The following is a 22576-nucleotide window of genomic DNA, read 5'->3' as shown; positions in this document are numbered from 1 at the left end:
GCGAAGGATAAAGCAAAAATGCTGAAAGATCTCAAAATTTCCGGGCTGGTCGCCGCGAGCGCGCTGGTCCTGGGCGGCCTTCCCGCCCTTGCTCAGGAGGCCGCGCCCGCTGCTGTGGCCGTTGAGACCCCGACCGATATGGTCTTCATCATGAACTCGCTGATCATGATGCTGGGCGGTATCCTCGTCTTCTGGATGGCGGCGGGCTTTGCCATGCTGGAGGCCGGTCTGGTGCGCTCAAAGAACGTCACCATGCAGCTTCTGAAGAACGTCTCGATGTTCTCGCTGGCCTGCTTTGCCTATTACATCATCGGCTATTCGATCATGTATCCGGGCGATGACTGGACCATTGCCGGCATCTTCGGCAAATTCGGCACCGCAGCCCTGGAGGCCGTTGGCCTGACCCGTGATGCAGCCGATGCCTATGACTATGCCTCGACCTCGTCGGATTTCTTCTTCCAGGTGATGTTCTGCGCCACCGCTGCCTCGATCGTTTCGGGCACCGTGGCTGAGCGCATCAAACTCTGGCCCTTCCTCGTCTTCACCCTGGTGCTCGCGATCGCGATCTATCCGGTGCAGGGTTCGTGGAAATGGGGCGGTGGTTTCCTTGATGAGGCAGGCTTCCTTGATTTCGCAGGCTCGACCCTTGTTCACTCGGTCGGCGGCTGGGCCGCTCTGACGGGCGCGCTGATCGTCGGTCCGCGTCTGGGCAAATATAAAGACGGCCGCGTCACCGCGTTTCCGGGTTCGAACCTGCCGCTGGCGCTGCTGGGCACCTTCATCCTGTGGATGGGCTGGTTTGGCTTTAACGGCGCGTCGCAACTGGCGCTCTCGTCGGTGGGTGATGCTGCAGATGTCGGCCGCGTCATGGCCAATACCAATGCCGCTGCGGTCGGTGGTGCGATTGCCGCGCTGATCCTGACCCAGGTCATGTTCAAAAAGGTCGATCTGACCATGGTGCTGAACGGGGCGCTGGCCGGTCTTGTGTCGATCACCGCCGAGCCGCTGACCCCGGGTCTGGGTTCGGCCACGCTGATCGGTGCCGTGGGTGGTGCGCTGGTCGTCTTCCTGGTTCCGCTGCTCGACAAGTTCAAAATCGACGATGTGGTCGGTGCGATCCCGGTTCACCTTGGCGCCGGCATCTGGGGCACCCTTGCGGTGGTCTTCACCAACCCCGACGCCTCGCTTTTTGTGCAGCTGAAGGGCATCGTCATCATCGGTCTTTTCGTGATCGTCACCTCGGCCATTGCCTGGCTGATCATCAAAGCGGTCATGGGTCTGCGCCCGAGTGCGGAAGATGAGATCAACGGTCTGGATAAGTCGGAACTGGGCATGGAAGCCTATCCGGAATTTACCAACCGCTGATCTGAGAAGCGGCTGAGAGACCGGCCCCGGGGCGCTGTCATGGCGGCCCGGGGTTATCTTTGCGGGCGGGGAAAGATGAGTATTTAAGAAAAGCCAAAGAGAAAGGCGCGCCCCGGGGGAGGGGCGCGCCTTTTGTTCAGGATGAGGCCGGGATCAGCTGCGGGGTTTGACGCGGTTGATATGGGCCATTTTGCGGCCCGGGCGGGCCTCGGCTTTGCCGTAGAGGTGAATGGCCGTGCCAGGCTCACGCGCGTAGTCGGGGAGGCGGGTGATGTCGTCTCCGATCAGGTTTTCCATCACCACATCGGAATGGCGGCTGCCATCGCCCAGCGGCCAGCCGGTGACGGCGCGGATATGCTGCTCAAACTGATCGACCGCGCAGCCGTTCTGGGTCCAATGACCTGAGTTATGCACGCGTGGGGCGATTTCATTGACGAGAAGGCCCTGAGGCGTGACGAAAAGCTCAACGCCCATGACGCCGACATAGTCGAGCGCATTGAGGATGCGGGCTGCAAGCAGCACCGCGTCCTGACGCTGCGCCGGGCGCAGGGTCGCAGGCACGGTGGTGGTGTGGAGAATGCCCTCGCGGTGGATGTTTTCACCCGGATCATAGGCAGAGACCTGACCGTCGAGGCCGCGGGCGGCGATGACCGAGACCTCTGCGGTGAAGTTTACGAAGCCTTCGAGGATCGCGGGCGCGCCCTGCATGGCAGCAAAGGCGCTTTCGGCATCAGAGGCTTCGCGCAGGCGGGCCTGGCCTTTGCCGTCATAGCCGAGGCGGGTGGTTTTCAGGATCGCGGGTGCGCCGATCTTCTCAACGGCGGCGGTCATTTCTTCCGCCGTCTCAACCGAGGCCCAGGGGGCGGTGGTGAGGCCGAGATCATTGAGGAAGGTTTTCTCCGCCACCCGGTCCTGGCTGACCGCGAGGGCGCGGCGGCCCGGGCGGATCGGCTTCAGGCTTTCGAGAAGATCCAGCGCCGAGGTGGGGATGTTTTCGAACTCATAGGTGATGACATCCACGCTCTGAGCAAAGGCGCGCAGAGCCCCGGCGTCCTCATAGGAGGCCGTGGTCAGGGCATGGGCCACATCTGCGGCGGGGGGATTGGCGGCAGGCTCATAGATGTGGGCCTTATAGCCCAGACGTGCGGCAGCCACGGCGAGCATCCGCCCGAGCTGTCCCCCGCCGAGGATCCCGATCACGGCACCTGAAGGAAGCGGCTTGGTCATCTTAAGCACCTGCCCCCGAACGGCCCGAGGCGCGGCCCCCTGGGTCAGGGTCAGTCGTCGGAAGGCTCATCCGGGATGGAAGCGGAGAGGGCCTCGCGCCAGGCCTCGAGTTTATCGGCCAGAGCGGCATCGGAAATGGCGAGGATCCCGGCGGCCATCAGACCTGCGTTGGCCGCGCCCGCAGCACCAATCGCCATGGTGGCGACCGGGAAGCCTTTGGGCATCTGCAGGATCGAATAGAGGCTGTCGACCCCGGAGAGCGCTTTGGTCTGCACCGGCACGCCGATCACCGGCACACGGGTTTTGGAAGCCATCATGCCCGGCAGATGGGCGGCACCGCCCGCGCCTGCGATGATCACCTTCAGGCCGCGGCCTGCAGCCTCTTTGCCGTAGGTCCAGAGGCGGTCGGGCGTGCGATGCGCAGAGACGATCTTCGCCTCATAGGCAATGCCCAGCTCGTCAAGGATCTTTGCGGCTTCTTTCATGGTCGGCCAGTCAGACTGGCTGCCCATAATGATGCCCACTTCAACGGCTTTCGTCATTTCGCTCATCAGACCCTCCGCGGCGTCAGCGCCGCATAGCCTGCCACGTCCGTCAGGGCAAGGCGCGGCGCGCCCCGGCGGGGATTTCAGGCGATGATATCGGGTATCAGCCGGTCACTGAGCGCGGCGATCTGATCTTTTAAGCAGAGCTTTTGTTTTTTCAGGCGGCGCAGGGTCAGCTGATCGGCGCGGCCGGACTGTTCAAGCGCGAGGATCGCCTCATCCATATCGCGGTGCTCACGCTGCAGCTGTCCGAGGCGGATCTGCAAAACATCTTCCTGGCTCATCTCAGCGGGGATGCTCATCGGGGGCCTTCCAAAGTGAATCGCGCCTCTCGGTTGCAATCATAGTGGAAAGGGTCCCGGTCGGGAAGGCTGTGTGCCGGAGGTACCCCTTGCAGCAGGGGGTTGTTGCGCAGGGCAGCACATCCCATATTAACTTCTGACGGGTTGGCCGATGACCGGTGGCCCGCACTATGTCGCTTGCTTCAAGGGCATCGGAATGACGACGAAAAGTTTCGGGGGATATCCCTTCCTCCTCGGGTTTGAACAGCTGGAACGGCTGGTGGAGCGCACGGCAAAGAGTTCAGGGGACGGCTATCCGCCGTTCAACATTGAGCGGCTGGGCGAGCATGACTACCGCATCACTCTTGCCGTCGCAGGCTTTCGGGAAGCGGAGCTGCAGATCACGGTCGAAGAGCGCCAGCTGGTGATTCGCGGACGCCAGGATGAAGGTCCTGAGCAGCGGGTCTTTCTGCACCGTGGCATCGCTGCGCGGCAGTTCCAGCGCAGCTTTGTTCTGGCTGAGGGTGTGGAAGTTGCAGGCGCAAGGCTGGAGAACGGCCTTTTGCATGTCGATCTGAAACGGTCGATCCCCGATGTGGTGGTGCAGCAGATCCGGATCGTGACGGCCTGAGCCGTCCCGCAACCGGGGGAACTGTCACCCTCGCCGCCCGATAAGTGAGCGCCTGAAAGGAGACGATCATGAACCATCCCTATTCCTTCGGCCCGGAGAAAGGCGACAAGATCGTCTATATCCGTGAGGTTTCCGTTGCGGATCTTCCTGATGAGGTGCGCGAGCAGGTTCCCGGCGTCGATGTTCTTTACTCGGTGCACAGCCCTGATGGGGAACGGCTGGCCCTGGTGAAAGACCGCAGCCTGGCCTTCAGCCTTGCGCGCGAGCATGAATTCGCACCGGTCTCGGTGCACTGAGATCCTGCGGCCCCGGCACTGACGCCGGGGCCGCGCTTATTCCGGGCGCAGCGCCTCAATGCCCAGGGCGGCCAGGTGCCGCGAAGCCGCAAAGAAATCGATTTCCGGATCAAAGCGCCCGTCGTGCAGGAAGTTCAGCACCTGCAGGATGACCACGGGCGAATTCATCAGGAAGGTATGGGTCACCGGCAAAGTAAGATGCGCGGTCATGCCCGCCACCTTCGTGCTTTCGACGGAGACCTTACCGTCATTCTCTGAACCGATCAGTGCGGAATAGATCGGATTGAGCGAGCGGCTGCCTGCGATAACCCCGAGTGTAAAATCAACCGGCGGCAGACGGTTGGGCAGCGAGCGCGGCGAGGTGCCAAGTTCCATCCCCGCAGGGCCGTTCAGCCAGGAAAAACCCGGCACCGTGCCAAGCTTATCCACCAGTTCTGAGCCTTTGTTGGGCGGTGCCAGCATCACCACCCGGCCAAGGTTCTTCGGACGATGCTGGGTGAGCCAGAGCCGCAGCAGAATGCCGCCCATGGAATGGGTCACAAAATGCACCCTGCCCCGGCCTTCGCATTCTGCCACCGCCGGGCCGACCCAGCCCCCTGCCAGGGCCGAGACGCTGCCCTCAGTCGAGGGATAGCCCGAGTTCACGACGTGATAGCCGCTTGCCTCCAGAGCCGTCTGCATCACCAGCATCGATGCTTCCGTGCGCGCAAGGCCATGCAGCAGCACAACGCAGTCGCCGGGCTGCGCGGCAGTCTCTGCCAGGGCCCCGCTGGTCTGAGCGAGGGCAAGGGTCATGGCGGTCAAAAGCTTTTTCATAGCCGGAGATTGATCCTCTGAGTGGCAGGCCGCAAGTGACTTGCGCTGGACAGACCCCCGGGGGCCGGACAAACTGCGCCTATGATGCCACGTCCGCCCCGCCTTGCCGCCCGCGCTGTTATATTACAGCAGGACCGCCTGTTGGTCGTGAACGCCTATCCGCCCGGCGGAACCGAGCTGTGGTGCGCCCCGGGCGGCGGGGTTGAGCCGCACAGCTCTCTGCCCGAAAACCTGGCCCGTGAGGTCTTTGAAGAGACCGGGCTGCGGGTGAAGGCAGGCGCGCCCTGTCTCATCAATGAGTTTCACGACCCAGAGCGCGGCTTTCACCAGGTCGAACTTTATTTTCGCTGCGAGATCCTTGAGGGCGCGCTGGATGAGGCCTGGGTGGATCCGGAAGCCATTGTCACCCGCCGCCGCTTTGTCAGCCGCGAGGAACTGTCGCGCCTGCCGCACAAGCCTGACAGTCTCGCCGCCGTGGCCTGGGGTGGAGAGGGGATCTCTTACGATCCCCTCGAGCTTTTGATCCGCTAAGGCTCAGAGCAGCTCGCTCAGGCAAACCCCGAGAGCGACACCCGCAAGTGCAAGCGCTCCACCGCCGAGCATCTGCCTCAGCGCGGGCGTGCGCTCGCGGCGCGGGGGGGCAAAGCGGCGGTCTTCCTCTGCCGCCTGGCGGCGCAGAGCAGCATCGGCCATGGCCGGAAGCCGCGGCCCGAAGCGCGACAGGACCCGCGCGGTGCGCATCAGATCGCGGACCACCGCCTTCGGCCCGATGCTTGAGCGGATGTAATCTTCGACCACCGGTCGCGCGACATGCCAGATGTTGATATGCGGATCCAGCGTCCGGGCCACGCCTTCCACCACCACCATGGTACGCTGCAGAAGGATCAGCTCGGTCCGGGTTTCCATGCCGAACCGCTCGGTCACCTCAAAGAGATAGGCCAGAAGGCGTGCCATGGAGATCCGGGTCGCATCCATGCCGAAGATCGGCTCTCCGACCACCCGCAGGGCAGAGGCGAATTCGTCGATATCGCGGTCAGCGGGCACATAGCCCGCCTCAAAATGCACCTCGGCCACGCGGCGGTAGTCGCGCTTAATGAAGCCGTAAAGGATCTCGGCATAGACCCGGCGGGTATATTCATCGAGCCGCCCCATGATACCGAAGTCATAGGCGATGATATCGCCCTGCAGATCGACCTTCAGGTTGCCCTGGTGCATATCGGCGTGAAAATAGCCGTCGCGCAGCGCATGGCTGAGGAAAAGCTGCAGCACCCGCGCGGCCAGGGCTTCACGGTCCAGACCGGCAGCGTCAATCGAGGCGGTATCAGCAAGGCTCATGCCCTCGACCCAGTCGAGGGTCATGACCTGACGGGCGGAAAGCTCCCAGATCGGGCGCGGCACGCGGAAGCCTGCGTCTTTTTCGGTATTGGCGGCAAATTCGGCGGCGGCAGCGCTTTCAAGGCGCAGATCCAGTTCGGCCTGCACCACGCTGTCGAAATGCGCGACCACGTCGGTCGGGCGCAGACGACGCGAGAACGGCGCCAGACGCTCCATCCAGGTTGCGGCCAGATAAAAGGCGTCGATGTCTTTGCGAAAGGCCTTTGCGATGCCGGGGCGCAGCACTTTGACGGCCACTTCCTGCCCCCCCTCGCGCAGACGCGCGCGGTGGACCTGGGCGATCGAAGCGGCGGCCACCGGCTCAGAGAATTCCGAGAAGGTCGACTCGACCGAGACACCCAGATCTTCGGCCACAATCCGGCGGGCCTCTGCGGTTGAAAAGGCCGGCAGGCGGTCCTGCAGCATCTTAAGCTGCTCTGCCAGCTCCGGCCCGACCACATCCGGGCGCGTCGAGAGGATCTGACCGAATTTGATATAGGCCGGGCCCAGCGCGGTGATGGCGCGGGTGGCGGGCGGCAGGCTTTCATCACCCTTCAGCCCCAGCCACTTAAAAGGCCAGCCGAGCAGGCGGGCGGCCATGCGCAAAGCGGGCGGCGCATCCACCGCCTCCAGCACGACGGAGGCCGCGCCGGTGCGCTCCATGGTGGCCGCCGTGCGGATCAGCCGCCAGATATTATGGGGTCCGCGCATCGCTTAAATCTTCCAGCCCGAGTGCAGCGCCGCGATGCCCATGGTCATATTGCGGTATTTCACCTGCTCAAAGCCCGCGGTGCGGATCATGGCGGCGAAAGTCTCCTGATCCGGGAACTGACGGATCGATTCGACGAGATACTGATAGCTGTCGCGGTCGCCCGTCACCACTTTGCCCATGGGCGGGATGATGTTGAAGGAATACCAGTCGTAGACCTTCTGCATCAGATCATTGGGGATCTGGCTGAATTCCAGCACCATCAGACGGCCACCGGGGCGCAGCACGCGGTAGGCTTCCTTCAGCGCGTCCGGGATGCGGGTGACGTTGCGGATGCCGAAGCTGATCGTATAGGTGTCAAAGCTGTTGTCGGGGAAAGGCAGCGCCATGGCGTCGCCCACCACCCAGTCAAGACGCTCTGAGAGGTTCCCGGCTTCGGCGCGCTGACGGCCCGCGATCAGCATCGACTCGGTCATATCGCAGACCACCGCTGAGCTGCCCTCTGCCCGGCCAAGGAAGCGGAAGGCCACGTCGCCGGTGCCGCCTGCCACGTCCAGAAGACGCTGACCGGGGCGCGGGGCCAGCCAGTCCATCATGGCGTCTTTCCAGATCCGGTGGATCGAGAAGCTCATCAGATCGTTCATCACGTCATATTTCGACGCAACCGACGTAAAGACCTCATGGACCATTCCGGCCTTCTCGGACTCCTTAACGTCGCGAAATCCGAAATGCGTTGTTGCCTCGTGTTCGCCCGACATGCCGCGTCCTCGCCCGAAATCTGCCTTATCCGGCATATAGCCTCTGAGGGCCGCTTGGAAAACCGACTTTCTCAAACCGGGCGCTGACATGCGTGTTATACCCGGCCCATCGCGGTCCTTTCCGGGGCTGGCCATGCCGCTTGGAGGGAGGAGGCGTATGTGACAGCGGTCATTGCGCCCTGCCGCGCGGCGAGCCTGCGGCGGCATTTCACCAAAGGCGGCGCGGTTGTGATCCCCGATCATATTGAAGGCCCCGAGGAATTGCTGCAGATCGCAGAGCATTGGATTGCCGCTGCGCGAGGATCTGTCTCAGATGCCGGAACTTCCCGAAGTTGAAACCGTCCGCCGGGGCCTTCTGCCCCTGATGGAGGGACAGATCATCACCCGCGCCGAAGTGCGCCGCCCTGATCTGCGCTGGCCTTTGCCTGAAAATATGGCAGGGCGCCTGACCGGCGTGCGGATTGACCGGATGCGGCGGCGCTCAAAATATATCCTGGCGGATCTGAGCAGCGGTGAGACCCTGCTGATCCATCTGGGCATGTCCGGCCGGATGCTGATCACGCCCCCCGGAGAGGTACGACAGGACACGGCTGAATATCTTCACGCCCATGCTGCACCGGGCAAACACGACCATATTCTTCTGGAGATGGAGAACGGCGCAGTCGTGGCCTTTAACGACCCGCGCCGCTTTGGTATGTGGGATCTGCTGCCCACCGAGGGGGCTGAGGCCCATCCGCTGCTGGCGGTCATCGGGCCGGAGCCTTTTGGCAATGATTTCTCAGAAAGCTGGCTCATTGAGCGGTTTCGCGGGCGCAAAACCCCGGTGAAAGCAGCGCTTCTCGCTCAGGGCAATGTGGCGGGGCTTGGGAATATCTATGTCTGCGAGGTGCTTTACCGCGCGGGGATAAGCCCGTTGCGACAGGCGGGCGATCTGTCCGAAAGAGATGTCGCGGGACTTGTGCCGCTGATCCGGGAGGTTCTGGCAGAGGCGATTGAGGCCGGGGGCTCGTCGCTGAAGGATTACCGGCAGGCCGATGGGGAGCTTGGCTATTTTCAGCACAGCTTCCGCGTTTATGGCCGCGAAGGCGGGGACTGCGTGACCCCGGGCTGTGCAGGCGTGATACAGCGCGACGTGCAGTCGGGGCGGTCCAGTTTCTGGTGCCCGCAGTGTCAGCCCCTGCCCGGCCCGGCTGAAAAAGCCCCGGCTCTGGAGGCTCAGGTTAAGAAGGCGCGCGCGAAATCCGCCCGCACCCCTCGAAAAGCTTGATTGCAAAGCCCCGGCCTGCCAGAACTTTTCCGGACTTAGAGGGGGACTACCATGGCCTGGGATACTTTGATCGTCGAGGTTGAGGACAATGTTGCGCTGGTGCGGCTCAACCGTCCGGAGGCGCTGAACGCGCTGAATTCGCAGCTGATGTCGGAACTCGCACGGGCCCTGACCGAGCTTGACCGCGACGATCAGGTGCGCTGCATCGTGCTGACCGGCTCGGAAAAGGCATTTGCGGCCGGGGCGGACATTAAGGAAATGTCCACGAAGGGCTTCGTGGATATGTTCACCGAAGACTTCTTCACCGCTGATTCTGAGACCCTGCTGCGGGTGCGCAAGCCGATCATCGCAGCCGTGTCGGGCTATGCCCTGGGGGGCGGATGTGAACTGGCGATGATGTGCGATTTCATCATCTGCTCGGAGAGCGCGAAATTCGGCCAGCCGGAGATCAATCTGGGCGTCGTCGCCGGGATCGGCGGCACGCAGCGCCTGACCCGCTTTGTCGGCAAGTCGAAGTCCATGGATATGCATCTGACCGGACGCTTTATGGATGCCGCAGAGGCTGAGCGCTCGGGGCTGGTGTCGCGGGTGGTGCCGGTGGCGGATCTGATCCGGGAAGCCATGGATGCCGCGCGCAAAATTGCGGCGAAATCTCAGGTGGCCGTGAAGGTCGTCAAAGAGGCGGTCAACCGCAGCTATGAGACCAGCCTGCGCGAAGGCGTGCTTTATGAGCGCCGGATCTTCCACGCGCTCTTTGCGTCTGAGGATCAGAAAGAGGGCATGGCGGCCTTTGCTGAGAAGCGCCAGCCGCAGTTCCGCGACCGCTGAGGTCTGCGCAGGCCGCAAAAGCCGGGGGCTGCGCGCCCCCGGACCCTGCTGAGTATTTTTAAAAAGCCAAAACCACCGGGCTGCGGCAAGTCTGCCCATTCCAGGGTCTTCCCTTTCGGGGGAAGAGCGTGTAGGAGACGACCTACATGCGCGTGGGCCCGCTTAGGCAAGATTCGATCCGGACATCTTATGGTCCGGTGTCGGGGCTTTTGCGCAGATGACATTAACAGATTCTGAAAGCAGAAAAGCCCATGGCAAATACGAAACAGTCCGAAAAGCGCGCCCGTCAGTCGGAAGCCCGCTTCGCCGTCAACAAAGCCCGTCGCTCGCGCGTCCGCACCTATGTGCGCAAGCTCGAAGAAGCGCTGGCTTCGGGTGACGTTGAAGCCGTGAAAGTTGCTTTCGCCGCCGCGCAGACCGAACTGACCCGTGCTGTTTCGAAAGGCCTCGTGCATAAGAACACCGTGTCGCGCAAAATCTCGCGTCTGAACGCACGCGTGAAAGCTGTCGCGACCAAAGCCTGATCTGATTTCCTCAGACCGGTAACAGGTTACAGGCGGGCGTCGGATCGGCGCCCGTTTTGTTTCCGTCCGGGCCGGCAGGAGAGAATCCTGACAGGCGGGATTCCTGCCGCATTTGGGGGGTGTCAACAGAGAAGATCTGTTGCAGCTTCCGCTGCGGACTTGCTAGCTTCAGACCTGCGATTCACGTCGTCTCCCGGGGGGGATGTTTCAGACTGGCGAAGCCTGTTCGGAGGAACAGGATTCTGCTCTGCTGCACGTCAAGTGATGGCTCTGCAAGCTTTGGGTAAAGCCGAACACGGCTGCCCGGGCTGAGTGAGCTTTTGCATATCCCTGTCAGATGGTCGGATCGGCCCTTTTAATCAGTTCCCGGGCAGGCTCTGCCCGCGGGCGGAATAAGTATAATAAAACCAGAACTCGGAACGGGACAAATGACCGAAGAGACATGGGGGCAGGTGCGCGAAGGGCTTATCAGGCAGGTCGGTCGCAACAATTATCTGACCTGGATCGAACCCCTTCGGTTTCGTGACCTCACGGAAGGTGTCGCCCGCTTTGCGGTGCCGACCGGTTTTCATGGTGACTGGGTGAGCCGCAATTTTGCGGAAGCCATCCGCCGTGAGCTGGATGCGGCAGGCGTGCAGGTGGCACGGGTGGAATTCGCCGTCCTGAAAGATATGCCGAAGGCTGAGCCTGCGGCGAAAGAGGCTGCGCCCGCAGCCCGCAAGGCCCCGGCTGCTGCCGCTGCGGCCCCCTCGTCCGTGGCAACCCCGGCAGTGGTTTCCTCAGACGAGGCCGTCCTGGCCTCTGCGCCGCTGGACGCGCGTTTTACCTTTGACAGCTTCGTGGTCGGCAAGCCGAACCAGCTGGCCCATGCCGCTGCGCGTCGTGTGGCCGAGGGCGGTCCGGTGACCTTCAACCCGCTCTTTCTTTATGGCGGCGTAGGCCTTGGTAAAACGCACCTGATGCATGCGATTGCGCATGAGATCACCGCGCGCAACCCGGAAGCCCGCATCCTTTACCTCTCGGCTGAGCAGTTCATGTACCGCTTCGTGCAGGCCCTGCGCGACAAGCAGATCATGTCCTTCAAAGAGCTTTTCCGCTCGGTGGATGTGCTCATGGTGGATGATGTGCAGTTCATCGCCGGCAAGGACAGCACGCAGGAAGAATTTTTCCATACGTTCAACGCGCTGGTGGATCAGAACCGTCAGATCGTGATTTCGGCCGATCGTGCGCCGGGCGAAATCAAGGGGCTGGAAGAGCGGATTGCGAGCCGTCTGCAATGCGGGCTGATCGTCGATCTGCATCCGACGGATTATGAGCTGCGTCTGGGCATTCTGCAGCAGAAGGCGGATTTCTACCGTGGCCAGTATGAAGGTCTGAAGATTGCGCCGGGTGTGCTGGAGTTTCTGGCCCATCGCATCTCGACCAACGTGCGGGTGCTGGAAGGCGCGCTGACGCGGCTTTTCGCCTTTGCCTCGCTGGTCGGCCGTGAGATCTCGATGGAACTGGCGCAGGACTGTCTGGCGGATATTCTGCGTGCCTCGGACCGCAAGGTCACCATTGAGGAAATTCAGCGCAAGGTGGCGGAGCATTACAACATCCGTCTGGCCGATATGATCGGCCCGAAGCGTCTGCGCACCGTGGCGCGGCCGCGTCAGGTGGCCATGTATCTGGCCAAGCAGCTGACGCCGCGCTCGCTGCCGGAAATCGGGCGCCGCTTTGGCGGGCGCGATCACACCACCATCATGCATGGGGTGCGCAAGATCGAGGAGCTGATGTCGACCGACAGCCAGCTGGCCGATGATCTGCAGATGCTGCGCCGCCTGCTCGAGGGCTGAGATCTGAACTGATGGTTCAAAAGCCCGTGTCGGTGTGCCCCACCCACACGGGCTTTTTGCTTGTCAGGTGACAAGCCGGCGCTGCCGCCCTATAACGCCGGGAAAATTCTCTTCCCTGAGGGCTCCATGACCACGCTCGTTTTCGGCCATAAATCTCCCGATACCGATTCCACCGGCTCGCCGATCATCTGGGCCTGGTATCTGAATGAAGTGAAAGGCGTGCCAGCCAAAGCGATGCTGCTGGGTGAGCCGAATACCGAGGCCGCTTTCGTTCTGAAGCACTGGGATCTCGCGAAGCCTGAGATCATCGCAGATGTTGAGCCGGGCGCGAAGGTGGTAATCGTTGACACCAACAACCCCGCTGAATTGCCGGCTTCGGTCAATGAGGCCTCGATTGAGGGGATCATCGATCACCATATGCTGGTGGGCGGGCTGAAGACCCGCGCGCCGATTGAGATCACCATTCGTCCGCTGGCCTGCACCGCGACCATTATGCATGATCTGATGGGTGAGGATCTGGCGCGTGCCCCGCGCGGGATCAAAGGTGCGATGCTGTCGTGCATTCTGTCAGACACGCTGGAGTTCCGTTCGCCGACGACCACGACGCATGACCGGGCCGTTGCGGAAAAGCTGGCAACGGATCTGGGTGTTGAGATCAGTGAGCTTGCTGCGGCGATGTTTGAGGCGAAATCTGACGTCTCGGCCTTCTCGGATGCAGCCCTGCTGCGGATGGATTCGAAGGAATATACCGTGGCCGGAAAAGAGCTGCGGGTTTCTGTTCTGGAGACCACGGCGCCGAAAGTGGTGCTGGACCGCAAGGAGAGCCTGATGGCCTCGATGGTAGATGTAGCCAAAGAGGATGGCGCCGATCAGGTGCTGCTTTTTGTGGTGGATATTCTGCGCGAGGAAGCCACGCTGCTGGTGCCGAATAATCTGGTAAAGGACCTGGCAGAGGCCTCCTTCGGGGTGAGCGTGACCGGGGACACTGTGGTGCTGCCGGGCGTGATGAGCCGCAAGAAACAGATCCTTCCGGCGCTGAAGCTGTAAGCCGCGAAAGACGGGGGACTTTGCGTCCCCCCGACCCCCTGCAGAGTATTTCGGAAAAGCCAAACCCATGACCCGCATTCTTTCGTCGCTCGCTGAGATCCAGGACCAGTATGATGCGCTTTTCTGTGATCTCTGGGGCTGTGTGCATAATGGTGTGACGGCCTGGCCGGCCGCGGTGGCGGCACTGCAGGCTTATCGCGCGAAGGGCGGGCGGGTGATTTATCTGACCAATTCGCCGCGTCCGAAGCCCTCGGTGGAGCGTCAGCTCGATCATCTGCAGGTGCCGAAAGACACCTGGGATGATCTGGTCACCTCAGGAGATGCGGCGCAGTTTGCGCTGTTTTCGGGGGCGGTGGGCCACCGCGTTCTGCATATCGGGCCGCAGAAGGACCGGACATTTTTCACCGAGCGCGGGGCAGATATGCCCGATACGGAGATTGAACTGGTTTCCTTTGAGGAAGCTGAGGGGATCGTCTGTACGGATTTGAACGATTCCGTGAATGAGAACCCCGAGGAGTACCGCGGGCAGTTGATGCTGGCGAAAGAGCGCGGGCTGAAGCTGCTTTGTGCCAACCCGGATATCTCGGTCGATGTCGGCGAGCGGCGGCAGTGGTGCGCCGGGGCGCTGGCGAAGTTTTATGAAGACCTGGGCGGTGAGGCGCTGTATTTCGGCAAGCCGCATCCGCCGATTTATGATCTGGCGCGGCGGCGTCTGCAGGCGCTTGCGGGGGATGTGCCGGAGGCGCGGATCCTGTGCATCGGCGACGGCATTCTGACTGATGTGGCCGGGGGGGCGGGCGAATCGCTCGACACCATCTTCCTGACCGGCGGTCTGGCAGCAGCGGAATTCGGGCCGGATGTGGAGAATCCCGATGCGGCGATGCTGGAGCGCTGGCTTGCGGGGCATCAGATGGCGCCCGCCTATTCCATGGGCCGGCTTCGCTGATTTCGGCGTGAAATAAAGTTTCGACAGGCGCGAATCTTTCGAACAATAGTTGCGCTGCGGACTTGCGCCGCAACGCAGCATATGTCAGGCTCTGAGGGCTTTGGTCCTTCAGGAGTCTGAGATGCTTGATAACCTTCCGCGCGGAACGATCTGCATTGAGGATCTGGAAATCGGCATGCGCCGTGACCGGTCCAAAGTGATCAGCGATGCGGATATTGAGCTTTTTGCGGAGGTTTCGACCGACCGCAATCCGGTGCATCTGGATGAGGATTACGCCCGCGAGACGATGTTTCAGGGCCGTATTGCCCATGGCATGCTGACAGCCGGTCTGATTTCCGCGGTGATCGGTGAGCAGCTGCCGGGCTATGGCACCGTCTATCTGGGACAGAACCTGAAATTCATGGCCCCCGTGCGGCCTGGCGACCGGGTGACGGCGGAAGTGGCTGTCACGGCGATCGATCATGCGAGGCGTCGTGTCACCCTTGAAACCCTTGCCCGCGTGGGTGATACCCTTGTGCTCAAGGGCGAAGCGCTGGTTCTTGCGCCGAGCCGTAAGTTCGACTGAGCCGGCGGGCGGCCCGCCATCGGGGCAAGATGAAACGACTGACGCATTGGCAGAAGCTGAGCGCGCCCGAGCGCGGCGCCTCGGTGGCCATGGGCAATTTCGATGGTGTGCACCGCGGACATTGCTCGCTTCTGGATCTGGCGAAGGCTGAGGGCGGTCTGACCGGCGTTGTGACCTTTGAACCCCATCCGCGGCAGTATTTCAGCGCCGGGGGCGAGAGCTTCCGGCTGATGGATGCCGGGACCCGTGCGCGGGCGCTTGCCGGTCAGGGCGTTGATCTGGTTTATGAATTGCCCTTCGGGGAACTGGCCGGGCTTTCGGCGGAGGACTTCGTGCGCGAGGTTCTGGTCGCGGGCCTTGGGATACGCCATGTCGTTGTGGGTGAGGATTTCACTTTCGGGGCAAAGCGCAGCGGCACCACGGAGGTGCTGAAGGCGCTTGGCGCGCAGCATGGCTTTGGTGTCACCGTGGCACGCAAGCTCTGTGACGTTGACGGGGTGATCTCATCGACCGCGATCCGTGAGGCGCTGACGGCGGGTGATCCGCGTAAGGCGGCGCGGCTGCTGGGCCATTGGCACCGCTTTGAGGGGCCGGTCATCCATGGCGAGAAGCGCGGGCGTGAACTGGGGTTTCCGACCGCAAATATGGCGGTGGACGGTCTGCATCTGCCAAAGCTTGGCGTTTATGCCGTGCGGGTTGAGGTCCTTGAGGGGCCGCATCAGGGCATCTACAGCGGGGCGGCCAGCCTTGGTGTGCGGCCGATGTTTGGTGAAAACACTCCGAACCTTGAAACCTATCTCATGGATTTCAAAGGCGATCTTTACGGCACGCGGCTGGCGGTCTCGCTGGTGGACTATCTGCGCGGCGAGGTGAAATTCACCACGCTTCCGGCGCTGATTGAGCAGATGACGCGCGACTGTGAGGACGCGCGCCGTATTCTCTCAGCCGCCTGAGCCTTACCCCTGACGGCGGATGATCTGGCGCAGCATGCCGTGCAGCGTCTGCACATCCGCCCGGGTCAGCGCGAGGCGCGACCACATGGAGCGCAGGTTCAGCTTCATATTGGCGGCTTTGGTCTCGGGGAAGAAGAAGCCCGCTTTATCAAGCACCTCTTCGTAGTGATCGCCGAGTTTTTCGACCTCAATGCCGGTGGCAAGATCGATCTCGGGCACCGGGATCGCGCCATCGGTCTGGCGGCGCCATTCGTAAGCGGTCAGCAACGTGCATTGCGCCAGGTTCAGCGAGGCAAATTCCGGGTTCACGGGCACGGTGATGATCGCATTGGCCAGCGCCACATCGTCGTTTTCAAGGCCCGTGCGTTCGGGGCCGAAGAGAACGCCAACTTTCATGCCTTTGGCGATCATGGCGCGGGCCTGGGCCATGGCCTCTTCCGGGGTCAGCACCGGCTTGGTCAGCTCGCGCGGGCGGGCGGTGGTGGCAAAGACATACTGACAGTCCGCCACGGCTGCGGCGACATCGGGGAAGACTCCGGCGCGGTCCAGAAGCCGCCCCGCGCCCGAGGCCATGGCCACGGCTTTGGGGTTCGGCCAGCCGTCACGGGGATCGACGATGCGCATGCCTTCAAGGCCGAAGTTCAGCATGGCGCGCGCCGCGGCCCCGATATTCTCGCCCATTTGCGGACGGACAAGGATCATCATGGGCTGGCTCATTGCATTTCCTTCGTGGCGTAAACTGGCGCGGGTGATAGGGCCGCACCGCCCTCTTCGCAAGTAAAACCGGGGCCGCGCGGTCCCTGTGACGCAGGCCGCGTCCCGCCTGCCCCCCGTAGCCAAGGCGCGGGGGATGCGTTAAAGGGAGGCCAAACGGAAAGGACGTCTCATGACCGAAGCCGATCGCCCGCAGCTTTACCTGATCACCCCGCCGACTTTCGACGCCGAGGTGTTCCCCGCCAAACTCGCCTCAGTGCTCGACAGCGCTGAAATTGCCTGCCTGCGCCTGTCGCTTTCCAGCCGCGATGAGGATGAAATCGCCCGCGCCGCCGATGCGCTGCGCGAGGTGGCTCATGCCCGTGATGTGGCTCTGGTGATCGAGAAACACGTTCAGCTCGTGGAGCGTCTGGGCCTTGATGGCGTGCATCTGACCGATGGCGCGCGCAATGTCCGCAAGATCCGCAAAGATCTCGGCCAGGATGCCATCATCGGCAGCTTCTGCGGCAATACCCGTCACGAAGGCATCAGCGCCGCGGAAGCCGGTGCCGATTACGTGGCCTTCGGCCCCGTGGGTGAGACCGCCCTTGGCGACGGCACCCGTGCTGAGAATGATCTCTTTGCCTGGTGGTCGGATATGATCGAAGTGCCGGTCGTGGCTGAAGGCGCGCTGACCGAAGATCTGGTGCGCAGCCTGACCCCGGTGACCGACTTCTTTGCCTTTGGGGAAGAGATCTGGCGCCATGAGGATCCGGCCGCCGCTCTGGCCGTTCTTCTGAAAGCCATGGGCTGAGGCCCCCGCCGGGGGCCATCGGCCCCTGGCCCCATCCGGTCAGTGCGAGAGGCCCCCGATGCAGTTTGACAACAGCTACGCCCGCCTGCCCGACCGGATGTTTGCCCGTGTCGCGCCCACCCCGGTGGCAGAACCCGGTCTGATCGCCGTCAATGCGCCCCTGGCTCGTGAACTGGGTCTGGACCCGGAGTGGCTGCAAAGCCCTGAGGGGCTGGCCGTTCTGGCCGGAAACGCGCTGCCCGAAGGTGCCGACCCGCTTACCCAGGCCTATGCCGGGCAGCAGTTTGGCAATTGGGTGCCGCAACTGGGCGATGGCCGGGCGGTCCTTCTGGGCGAGCTGATCGCCAGGGATGGCAGCCACCAGGACTGGCAGCTGAAAGGCGCAGGCCGCACGCCCTTTTCGCGGGGCGGCGATGGCCGCGCCTGGATGGGGCCGGTGATCCGGGAATATCTGATCTCTGAGGCCATGCATGCGCTTGGCGTGCCGACCACAAGGGCGCTGGCGGCCGTGACCACCGGAGAGCCGGTCTGGCGCGAGGGGGCGCTGCCCGGTGCGATCCTGTCGCGCATCGCGCCGAGCCATATCCGCGTTGGCACTTTCCAGTATTTCTCGGCCCGCGAAGACCTTGAGGCTTTGCGCCTGCTGACCGATCTGGCCTGTGCGCGTCACTACCCGGGCGTGAGCGGGGCTGAGGGGCTTCTGGAGGCCGCCACCCGCGCTCAGGCCGAACTGATCGCGCAATGGATGGGTCTTGGCTTCATTCACGGTGTGATGAACACCGATAATGCCCATGTCGGCGGGATCACCATCGATTACGGCCCCTGCGCCTATATGGACGGCTATCACCCCGATAAGGTCTTTTCCTCGATCGACCGCAACGGACGCTATGCTTATTCCAACCAGCCGCAGATCGCGGTCTGGAATATCGCGCAGCTGGCCTCTGCCCTGCTGCCGCTGATTGACCCCGATGAGGCAAAGGCCGTGGAGCGGGCGACCGCCATCGTGCACCGCTATGCCGATCTCTATCAGGCCGCCTGGGGCCGTCGTTTCCGCGCCAAGCTGGGTCTGCTGACCGAGGAAGAGGGCGACATCGCCCTGATCCACCGGCTTCTCGACCGTATGGCAAAGCTGAACGCCGATTTCACCCGCACCTTCCGCGGCCTTGCCGAGGGCACCGCCCGCGATGAATTCATCGAACGCGAAGCTTTTGACACCTGGGAGGCAGAGTGGCTGGCCCGCCTTGCCCGCGAGGGCAGCACGGTCGAGGAAGCCCGCGCCCGTATCGCGACCGTCAGTCCGGCGATCATCCCGCGCAACCACCGCATTGAAGGCGCCATTGCCTCAGCCGTGGCGGGAGATATGGCGCCGTTCCACCGTCTTGAGACGGCCCTGAAGACCCCGTTTGCCGCCGCGCCCGATGATCCGCTGCGCCATGCGCCTGTGCAAAATGAGATCGTTCGCCAGACCTTCTGCGGGACCTGACCCCTTTGCTGTGGCAAGTCCCCGCCCGCCCCTGTGGCAGCAGTCTTGACCGGCAGCCCTGAAACACCGTCAAATGCGCGTCAGACCGGAGCATCCGGTGGCCGCTCTCAAATGGAGAACCCTTCATGTTCAGCAAGTCCCAGGACGATCGCAGCCCCGCCGCCACCCGCGGTCAGGTTTCGGTTCTGGCCTCTGACCTTATCATCACCGGCGTGGTTGCCTCTGAGGGCAGCATCGAACTGCACGGTCAGGTGGACGGCGAGATGGCGGCTTCGGTGCTGACCGTCGGGGCGGATGGCCACATGAAAGGCCGCATTCAGGCGGGCCTCGTGGATGTGCTGGGCCATGTGGAAGGCGGGATCACCTGCTCGGCTCTGACGCTGCGCCAGTCGGCCAAAGTGAAATCCGATGTCCAGAGCCCGCGCCTGATCATCGAATCCGGTGCAGAGGTCGAAGGCCGCTTCTCGCGCCCGGCCCCGGTCGCGCCCGCAGAGCCTGCGCCCCCCGCCGCCGCGCCCGCGCCCGCGCCCTCAGAGCCTGAGGCCGACGGCGCTGAGGATGACAGCCTCGACACCCCGGCGGAATAATCTGCCCGCGCAAAGATCCGGAGAGAGCGCAAAGCCCTCTCCGGCCCGGCGCGTCAGCGTGGCGGGATGGAATAGGTCATCGTGGCCCGCGCCACGACCTCCTCACGCCCCTCTGAGCGGATCAGCACATCGCCGACCGCCAGGATTCGCCCCAGTTTCAACAGCGTCACATCGGCGATCAGATCGCGCCCGGCTTCGGGTTTGCGCATGAAATCCATGCTTGATGAGGTGGTCACCGCCAGGGTCACCGGGCCCAGACGCGCCAGAATCGCCAGATAGACCCCCACATCCGCCAGCGCGAACATCGAGGGGCCGGAGATCGTGCCCCCCGGGCGCAGATGTTCATCGGTTGTGACAAGGCGCACCCGCACGCCCGTCCGGGTCACCTCCTCAATCACGAAACCCTTTGAGACCTGTGGAAAGACCTCATCCATCAGTCTGGTCAGATCCTCCGGCCCCAGCGTCACCGCCATCATTTTCTGTCTCCTCCCGCGTCCCTCTGCTGTAGAGTTTTGCACAGACGCAGGGAGGCGCAATATGACTGAGAGCATTCTGACCGAAAGCCGCAGCGGTGACGTAACGACACTCACCCTCAACAGCCCCGGCACGTTGAACGCGCTGTCAGAAGCGATGATCGGCGCGCTGCAGGAGACTCTCTTGCGGATCGCGGAAAGCTCTGCCCGCGTGGTGATCCTGAAGGGTGAGGGGCGCGCCTTCTGCGCCGGTCATGATCTGCGCGAGATGCAGGGCTATCGCGCCCATGCGGATGGCGGCCGCGCCGCCTATCAGGCGCTGCTGTCACGCTGCACGCAGATGATGGAAAGCATCCGCCGCCTGCCGCAGCCCGTGATCGCCCAGGTTCATGGCATTGCCACGGCTGCGGGCTGTCAGCTGGTCGCCACCTGCGATCTGGCCATCGCTGCCGAGGAGACGAAATTCGGCGTCAATGGCGTCAATATCGGCCTCTTCTGCTCGACCCCCATGGTGGCGCTGAGCCGCAATATCCCGCGCAAACAGGCCTTTGAGATGCTGGCCACCGGCAGTTTCATCCCCGCCGCGCGCGCGGCCGAACTGGGGCTGATCAACCGCGCCGTTCCCGCCGCCACCCTGGAGGCAGAGGTTCAGACCATGGCGGCAACTCTTGCGGCAAAACTTCCCGCAGCCCTTCGGATCGGCAAAGCGGCCTTTTATACCCAGATCGAACAGCCCATCGCTGAGGCCTGGGCCACCGGCAGCGCCGCAATCACCGAAAATCTGATGGAGCCGCAGACGGCAGAGGGCATGCAGGCTTTTCTTGAAAAGCGCGCCATGCCCTGGGATCAGTCCTGAGCCTTCGCAATCGCCTCTGCCCGGCGGCGCACCAGCGCCTCGCGCAGATCCTGCATGGCATAGAGCAGCCGGTCGGTCACGGCCTCTGCCTCTGTCTCTGTGGCGCGGCTCTGCACCCAATGGGCGGTCGCATTCAGCGCATCCGCCAGCCGCAGCGCATCCTCGCAGTCGCGCTGCGCAAGCTCCGCCCGCCGCTCTGAGAGCCAGGCCGCGATGGCCGCGTGATCTTCCTGCGTCAGTTCAGCCCCGCCATGGGGGCGGATATTGCCGTTTTTGACATTCACAAAGGCAATCTCGACCAGCTCCACCCGCCGAAGCCGGTTCTCCGGCGCGATGCGAAAGACCGAGGCCCCGTTGTCGCGGTGGCGGAAGTAATGCGTGACGGCAGTTTCTGACATGTCGGCCTCCCCTGAGCCTGCAACCTGAGCGGCAGAGGGCTGCGGGTCAAGAAAAAGGGCGACCCCGAAGGGCCGCCCTGATCCGTGCAGTCTCTGAAAGGCTTACTTCAGGCCTTTGCAGAAGTTCTGGATGCGGGTGCAGGCATCAACCAGGATCTCATCCGAGGTCGCATAGGACACGCGGAACGCCGGGCTCAGGCCAAAGGCCGCGCCGAAGACCACGGCCACGCCGGTTTCTTCCAGCAGAGCATTTGCGAAGTCTTCGTCGTTTTCGATCTTCACGCCCGAAGCCGAGGTCTTGCCGATGCAGTCATTGATGGTCGGATAGACGTAGAAAGCACCCTCGGGAACCGGGCAGCGCACGCCGGGGGCCTCGTTGAGCATTTTCACGACCAGATCGCGGCGGCGCTGGAAGACCTTGCGCGATTCGACGATGTAATCCTGCGGGCCGTTCAGCGCCTCAGTGGCGGCTTCCTGACTGATTGACGAGGGGTTCGACGTCGACTGCGACTGGATCTTGCCCATGGCTTTGATCAGCTCTTCCGGACCGGCAGCATAGCCGATGCGCCAGCCGGTCATGGCATAGGCTTTGGAGACGCCGTTGCAGGTCAGAGTGCGGTCGTAAAGGCCGGGCTCAACCTGAGCCGGAGTGACGAATTCGAAATCGTCAAACACCAGATGCTCATACATGTCATCGGTCATGACCCAGACATGCGGGTGACGCATCAGAACATCGGTCAGGGCTTTCAGCTCGGCGCGGGTGTAGCCTGCGCCCGTCGGGTTCGACGGCGAGTTGAAGATGAACCATTTGGTTTTCGGCGTGATCGCGGCTTCCAGCTGCTCAGGGGTCAGCTTGTAGCCGGTCTGCGCCGGGCATTCGACAGAGACCGGCGTGCCGCCTGCGAGCAGAACCATATCCGGGTAGGACACCCAGTAAGGCGCCGGGATGATGACCTCATCGCCGGGGTTCATGGTCGCCATCAGCGCGTTGTAAAGGATCTGTTTGCCGCCGGTGCCGACGGTGACCTGCGACGGCTTATACTTCAGACCGTTCTCGCGCTCAAATTTCGCGCAGATCGCGGCTTTCAGCGCCGGGGTGCCGTCAACGGCGGTGTATTTGGTTTTGCCTGCGTCGATCGCGCGTTTCGCAGCATCCTTGATGTTCTGCGGCGTATCGAAGTCAGGCTCGCCTGCCGACAGCGCGATCACGTCGCGCCCCTGGGCAGTCAGCTCGCGCGCCTTGTTCGAAATCGCGATGGTGGCAGACGGTTTCACGCGGGCAAGCGTCTCGGAGAGGAAGGACAT

General features: G+C 62.9%; 27 protein-coding genes. 17 read left to right on the top strand and 10 right to left on the bottom strand.

Annotation, left to right across the window (positions count from 1 at the left end; genetic code table 11):
• Positions 1-18: 18 nt before the first annotated feature.
• Positions 19-1365 (top strand): ammonium transporter, encoded by a 1347-nt coding sequence (locus EP867_RS03995; RefSeq protein ID WP_128486911.1) that lies wholly within the window; start codon positions 19-21, stop codon positions 1363-1365.
• A gap of 153 nt (positions 1366-1518) precedes the next feature.
• Here the strand turns inward: EP867_RS03995 and EP867_RS03990 are convergent, their stop codons facing one another.
• The 3 genes from EP867_RS03990 to EP867_RS03980 form a co-directional block, all read right to left on the bottom strand.
• Positions 1519-2592 carry a 5-(carboxyamino)imidazole ribonucleotide synthase gene (locus EP867_RS03990; protein ID WP_128486910.1) on the bottom strand — a complete coding sequence of 358 codons (1074 nt, stop codon included), beginning with the start codon at positions 2590-2592 and terminating at the stop codon, positions 1519-1521.
• A 50-nt stretch (positions 2593-2642) separates the two neighbouring features.
• Positions 2643-3143: a 5-(carboxyamino)imidazole ribonucleotide mutase gene (purE, locus tag EP867_RS03985; RefSeq protein ID WP_174722295.1), complete on the bottom strand. Its 501-nt coding sequence runs from the start codon at positions 3141-3143 to the stop codon at positions 2643-2645.
• A 77-nt stretch (positions 3144-3220) separates the two neighbouring features.
• On the bottom strand, positions 3221-3421 hold the full coding sequence (locus EP867_RS03980) for a YdcH family protein (protein WP_380049778.1): 201 nt from the start codon (positions 3419-3421) through the stop codon (positions 3221-3223).
• Positions 3422-3635: 214 nt separating this feature from the next.
• On the opposite strand from EP867_RS03980, the gene EP867_RS03975 reads away from it, so the two are divergent.
• Together EP867_RS03975 and EP867_RS03970 are read left to right on the top strand one after the other, a co-directional pair.
• Entirely contained in the window at positions 3636-4049 is a 414-nt protein-coding gene (locus EP867_RS03975; RefSeq protein ID WP_128486908.1) for an Hsp20 family protein, read from the top strand.
• 68 nt (positions 4050-4117) lie between these two features.
• Positions 4118-4345 carry a DUF1150 family protein gene (locus EP867_RS03970; protein WP_128486907.1) on the top strand — a complete coding sequence of 76 codons (228 nt, stop codon included), beginning with the start codon at positions 4118-4120 and terminating at the stop codon, positions 4343-4345.
• Between the two features lie 36 nt (positions 4346-4381).
• Here the strand turns inward: EP867_RS03970 and EP867_RS03965 are convergent, their stop codons facing one another.
• On the bottom strand, positions 4382-5161 hold the full coding sequence (locus tag EP867_RS03965) for an esterase/lipase family protein (RefSeq protein WP_380049775.1): 780 nt from the start codon (positions 5159-5161) through the stop codon (positions 4382-4384).
• A gap of 84 nt (positions 5162-5245) precedes the next feature.
• On the opposite strand from EP867_RS03965, the gene EP867_RS03960 reads away from it, so the two are divergent.
• Complete coding sequence (locus EP867_RS03960; RefSeq protein ID WP_128486906.1) at positions 5246-5692, top strand: NUDIX domain-containing protein; 447 nt, start codon at positions 5246-5248, stop codon at positions 5690-5692.
• A gap of 3 nt (positions 5693-5695) precedes the next feature.
• Here EP867_RS03960 and ubiB read toward each other — a convergent pair whose 3' ends face one another.
• Positions 5696-7246, bottom strand: coding sequence for a 2-polyprenylphenol 6-hydroxylase (ubiB, locus tag EP867_RS03955; protein WP_128486905.1), 1551 nt, complete (start codon positions 7244-7246; stop codon positions 5696-5698).
• 3 nt (positions 7247-7249) lie between these two features.
• Complete coding sequence (gene ubiE, locus EP867_RS03950; protein ID WP_128486995.1) at positions 7250-8002, bottom strand: bifunctional demethylmenaquinone methyltransferase/2-methoxy-6-polyprenyl-1,4-benzoquinol methylase UbiE; 753 nt, start codon at positions 8000-8002, stop codon at positions 7250-7252.
• Positions 8003-8161: 159 nt separating this feature from the next.
• Between ubiE and EP867_RS19760 the strand changes: the two genes are divergently transcribed.
• From EP867_RS19760 to EP867_RS03910, 9 genes are all read left to right on the top strand, one after another.
• Entirely contained in the window at positions 8162-8338 is a 177-nt protein-coding gene (locus EP867_RS19760; RefSeq protein WP_164888755.1) for a hypothetical protein, read from the top strand.
• Positions 8316-9269 (top strand): bifunctional DNA-formamidopyrimidine glycosylase/DNA-(apurinic or apyrimidinic site) lyase, encoded by a 954-nt coding sequence (gene mutM / locus EP867_RS03945; protein WP_128486904.1) that lies wholly within the window; start codon positions 8316-8318, stop codon positions 9267-9269. Before EP867_RS19760 ends, mutM begins: the two co-directional genes overlap by 23 nt.
• Positions 9270-9320: 51 nt before the next feature.
• A complete protein-coding gene (locus EP867_RS03940) occupies positions 9321-10097 on the top strand; it encodes an enoyl-CoA hydratase (RefSeq protein ID WP_128486903.1) in 777 nt (258 codons plus the stop codon).
• A gap of 251 nt (positions 10098-10348) precedes the next feature.
• Positions 10349-10621 carry a 30S ribosomal protein S20 gene (gene rpsT / locus EP867_RS03935; protein ID WP_128486902.1) on the top strand — a complete coding sequence of 91 codons (273 nt, stop codon included), beginning with the start codon at positions 10349-10351 and terminating at the stop codon, positions 10619-10621.
• Positions 10622-11049: 428 nt separating this feature from the next.
• Entirely contained in the window at positions 11050-12456 is a 1407-nt protein-coding gene (dnaA, locus tag EP867_RS03930) for a chromosomal replication initiator protein DnaA (protein ID WP_128486901.1), read from the top strand.
• Between the two features lie 126 nt (positions 12457-12582).
• Positions 12583-13503, top strand: a complete 921-nt coding sequence (locus tag EP867_RS03925; protein ID WP_128486900.1) for a manganese-dependent inorganic pyrophosphatase — start codon at positions 12583-12585, stop codon at positions 13501-13503.
• 67 nt (positions 13504-13570) lie between these two features.
• Positions 13571-14449 carry a TIGR01459 family HAD-type hydrolase gene (locus tag EP867_RS03920; protein WP_128486899.1) on the top strand — a complete coding sequence of 293 codons (879 nt, stop codon included), beginning with the start codon at positions 13571-13573 and terminating at the stop codon, positions 14447-14449.
• A 121-nt stretch (positions 14450-14570) separates the two neighbouring features.
• The gene (locus EP867_RS03915) at positions 14571-15014 is read left to right on the top strand and encodes a MaoC family dehydratase (protein WP_128486898.1); all 444 of its coding nucleotides are present in this window, start codon (positions 14571-14573) and stop codon (positions 15012-15014) included.
• Between the two features lie 29 nt (positions 15015-15043).
• Positions 15044-15967, top strand: coding sequence for a bifunctional riboflavin kinase/FAD synthetase (locus EP867_RS03910; RefSeq protein ID WP_128486897.1), 924 nt, complete (start codon positions 15044-15046; stop codon positions 15965-15967).
• 3 nt (positions 15968-15970) lie between these two features.
• On the opposite strand, the gene EP867_RS03905 is transcribed toward EP867_RS03910, so the two are convergent.
• Positions 15971-16684 (bottom strand): RNA methyltransferase, encoded by a 714-nt coding sequence (locus tag EP867_RS03905; RefSeq protein ID WP_128486896.1) that lies wholly within the window; start codon positions 16682-16684, stop codon positions 15971-15973.
• A 169-nt stretch (positions 16685-16853) separates the two neighbouring features.
• Between EP867_RS03905 and EP867_RS03900 the strand changes: the two genes are divergently transcribed.
• The 3 genes from EP867_RS03900 to EP867_RS03890 all read left to right on the top strand — a co-directional run bounded on the left by EP867_RS03900 (position 16854) and on the right by EP867_RS03890 (position 19544).
• Positions 16854-17474, top strand: coding sequence for a thiamine phosphate synthase (locus EP867_RS03900; RefSeq protein ID WP_128486895.1), 621 nt, complete (start codon positions 16854-16856; stop codon positions 17472-17474).
• 58 nt (positions 17475-17532) lie between these two features.
• A complete protein-coding gene (locus tag EP867_RS03895) occupies positions 17533-18957 on the top strand; it encodes a protein adenylyltransferase SelO (protein ID WP_128486894.1) in 1425 nt (474 codons plus the stop codon).
• Between the two features lie 125 nt (positions 18958-19082).
• Positions 19083-19544 carry a bactofilin family protein gene (locus tag EP867_RS03890; RefSeq protein WP_128486893.1) on the top strand — a complete coding sequence of 154 codons (462 nt, stop codon included), beginning with the start codon at positions 19083-19085 and terminating at the stop codon, positions 19542-19544.
• A gap of 53 nt (positions 19545-19597) precedes the next feature.
• Here the strand turns inward: EP867_RS03890 and EP867_RS03885 are convergent, their stop codons facing one another.
• Positions 19598-20017, bottom strand: coding sequence for a PaaI family thioesterase (locus EP867_RS03885; protein WP_128486994.1), 420 nt, complete (start codon positions 20015-20017; stop codon positions 19598-19600).
• 64 nt (positions 20018-20081) lie between these two features.
• Between EP867_RS03885 and EP867_RS03880 the strand changes: the two genes are divergently transcribed.
• Positions 20082-20873, top strand: a complete 792-nt coding sequence (locus EP867_RS03880; protein WP_128486892.1) for an enoyl-CoA hydratase — start codon at positions 20082-20084, stop codon at positions 20871-20873.
• Here the strand turns inward: EP867_RS03880 and EP867_RS03875 are convergent.
• Complete coding sequence (locus EP867_RS03875) at positions 20864-21271, bottom strand: hypothetical protein (RefSeq protein ID WP_128486891.1); 408 nt, start codon at positions 21269-21271, stop codon at positions 20864-20866. The genes EP867_RS03880 and EP867_RS03875 overlap by 10 nt on opposite strands.
• Positions 21272-21373: 102 nt before the next feature.
• Positions 21374-22576, bottom strand: a complete 1203-nt coding sequence (locus EP867_RS03870) for a pyridoxal phosphate-dependent aminotransferase (RefSeq protein WP_128486890.1) — start codon at positions 22574-22576, stop codon at positions 21374-21376.

Origin of the sequence: Falsigemmobacter intermedius (genome assembly GCF_004054105.1) — a bacterium.
GTDB classification, from domain to species: domain Bacteria; phylum Pseudomonadota; class Alphaproteobacteria; order Rhodobacterales; family Rhodobacteraceae; genus Wagnerdoeblera; species Wagnerdoeblera intermedia.
Note: the sequence above shows the minus strand (reverse complement) of the source record. Positions and strands in the feature narration are given on the sequence as shown.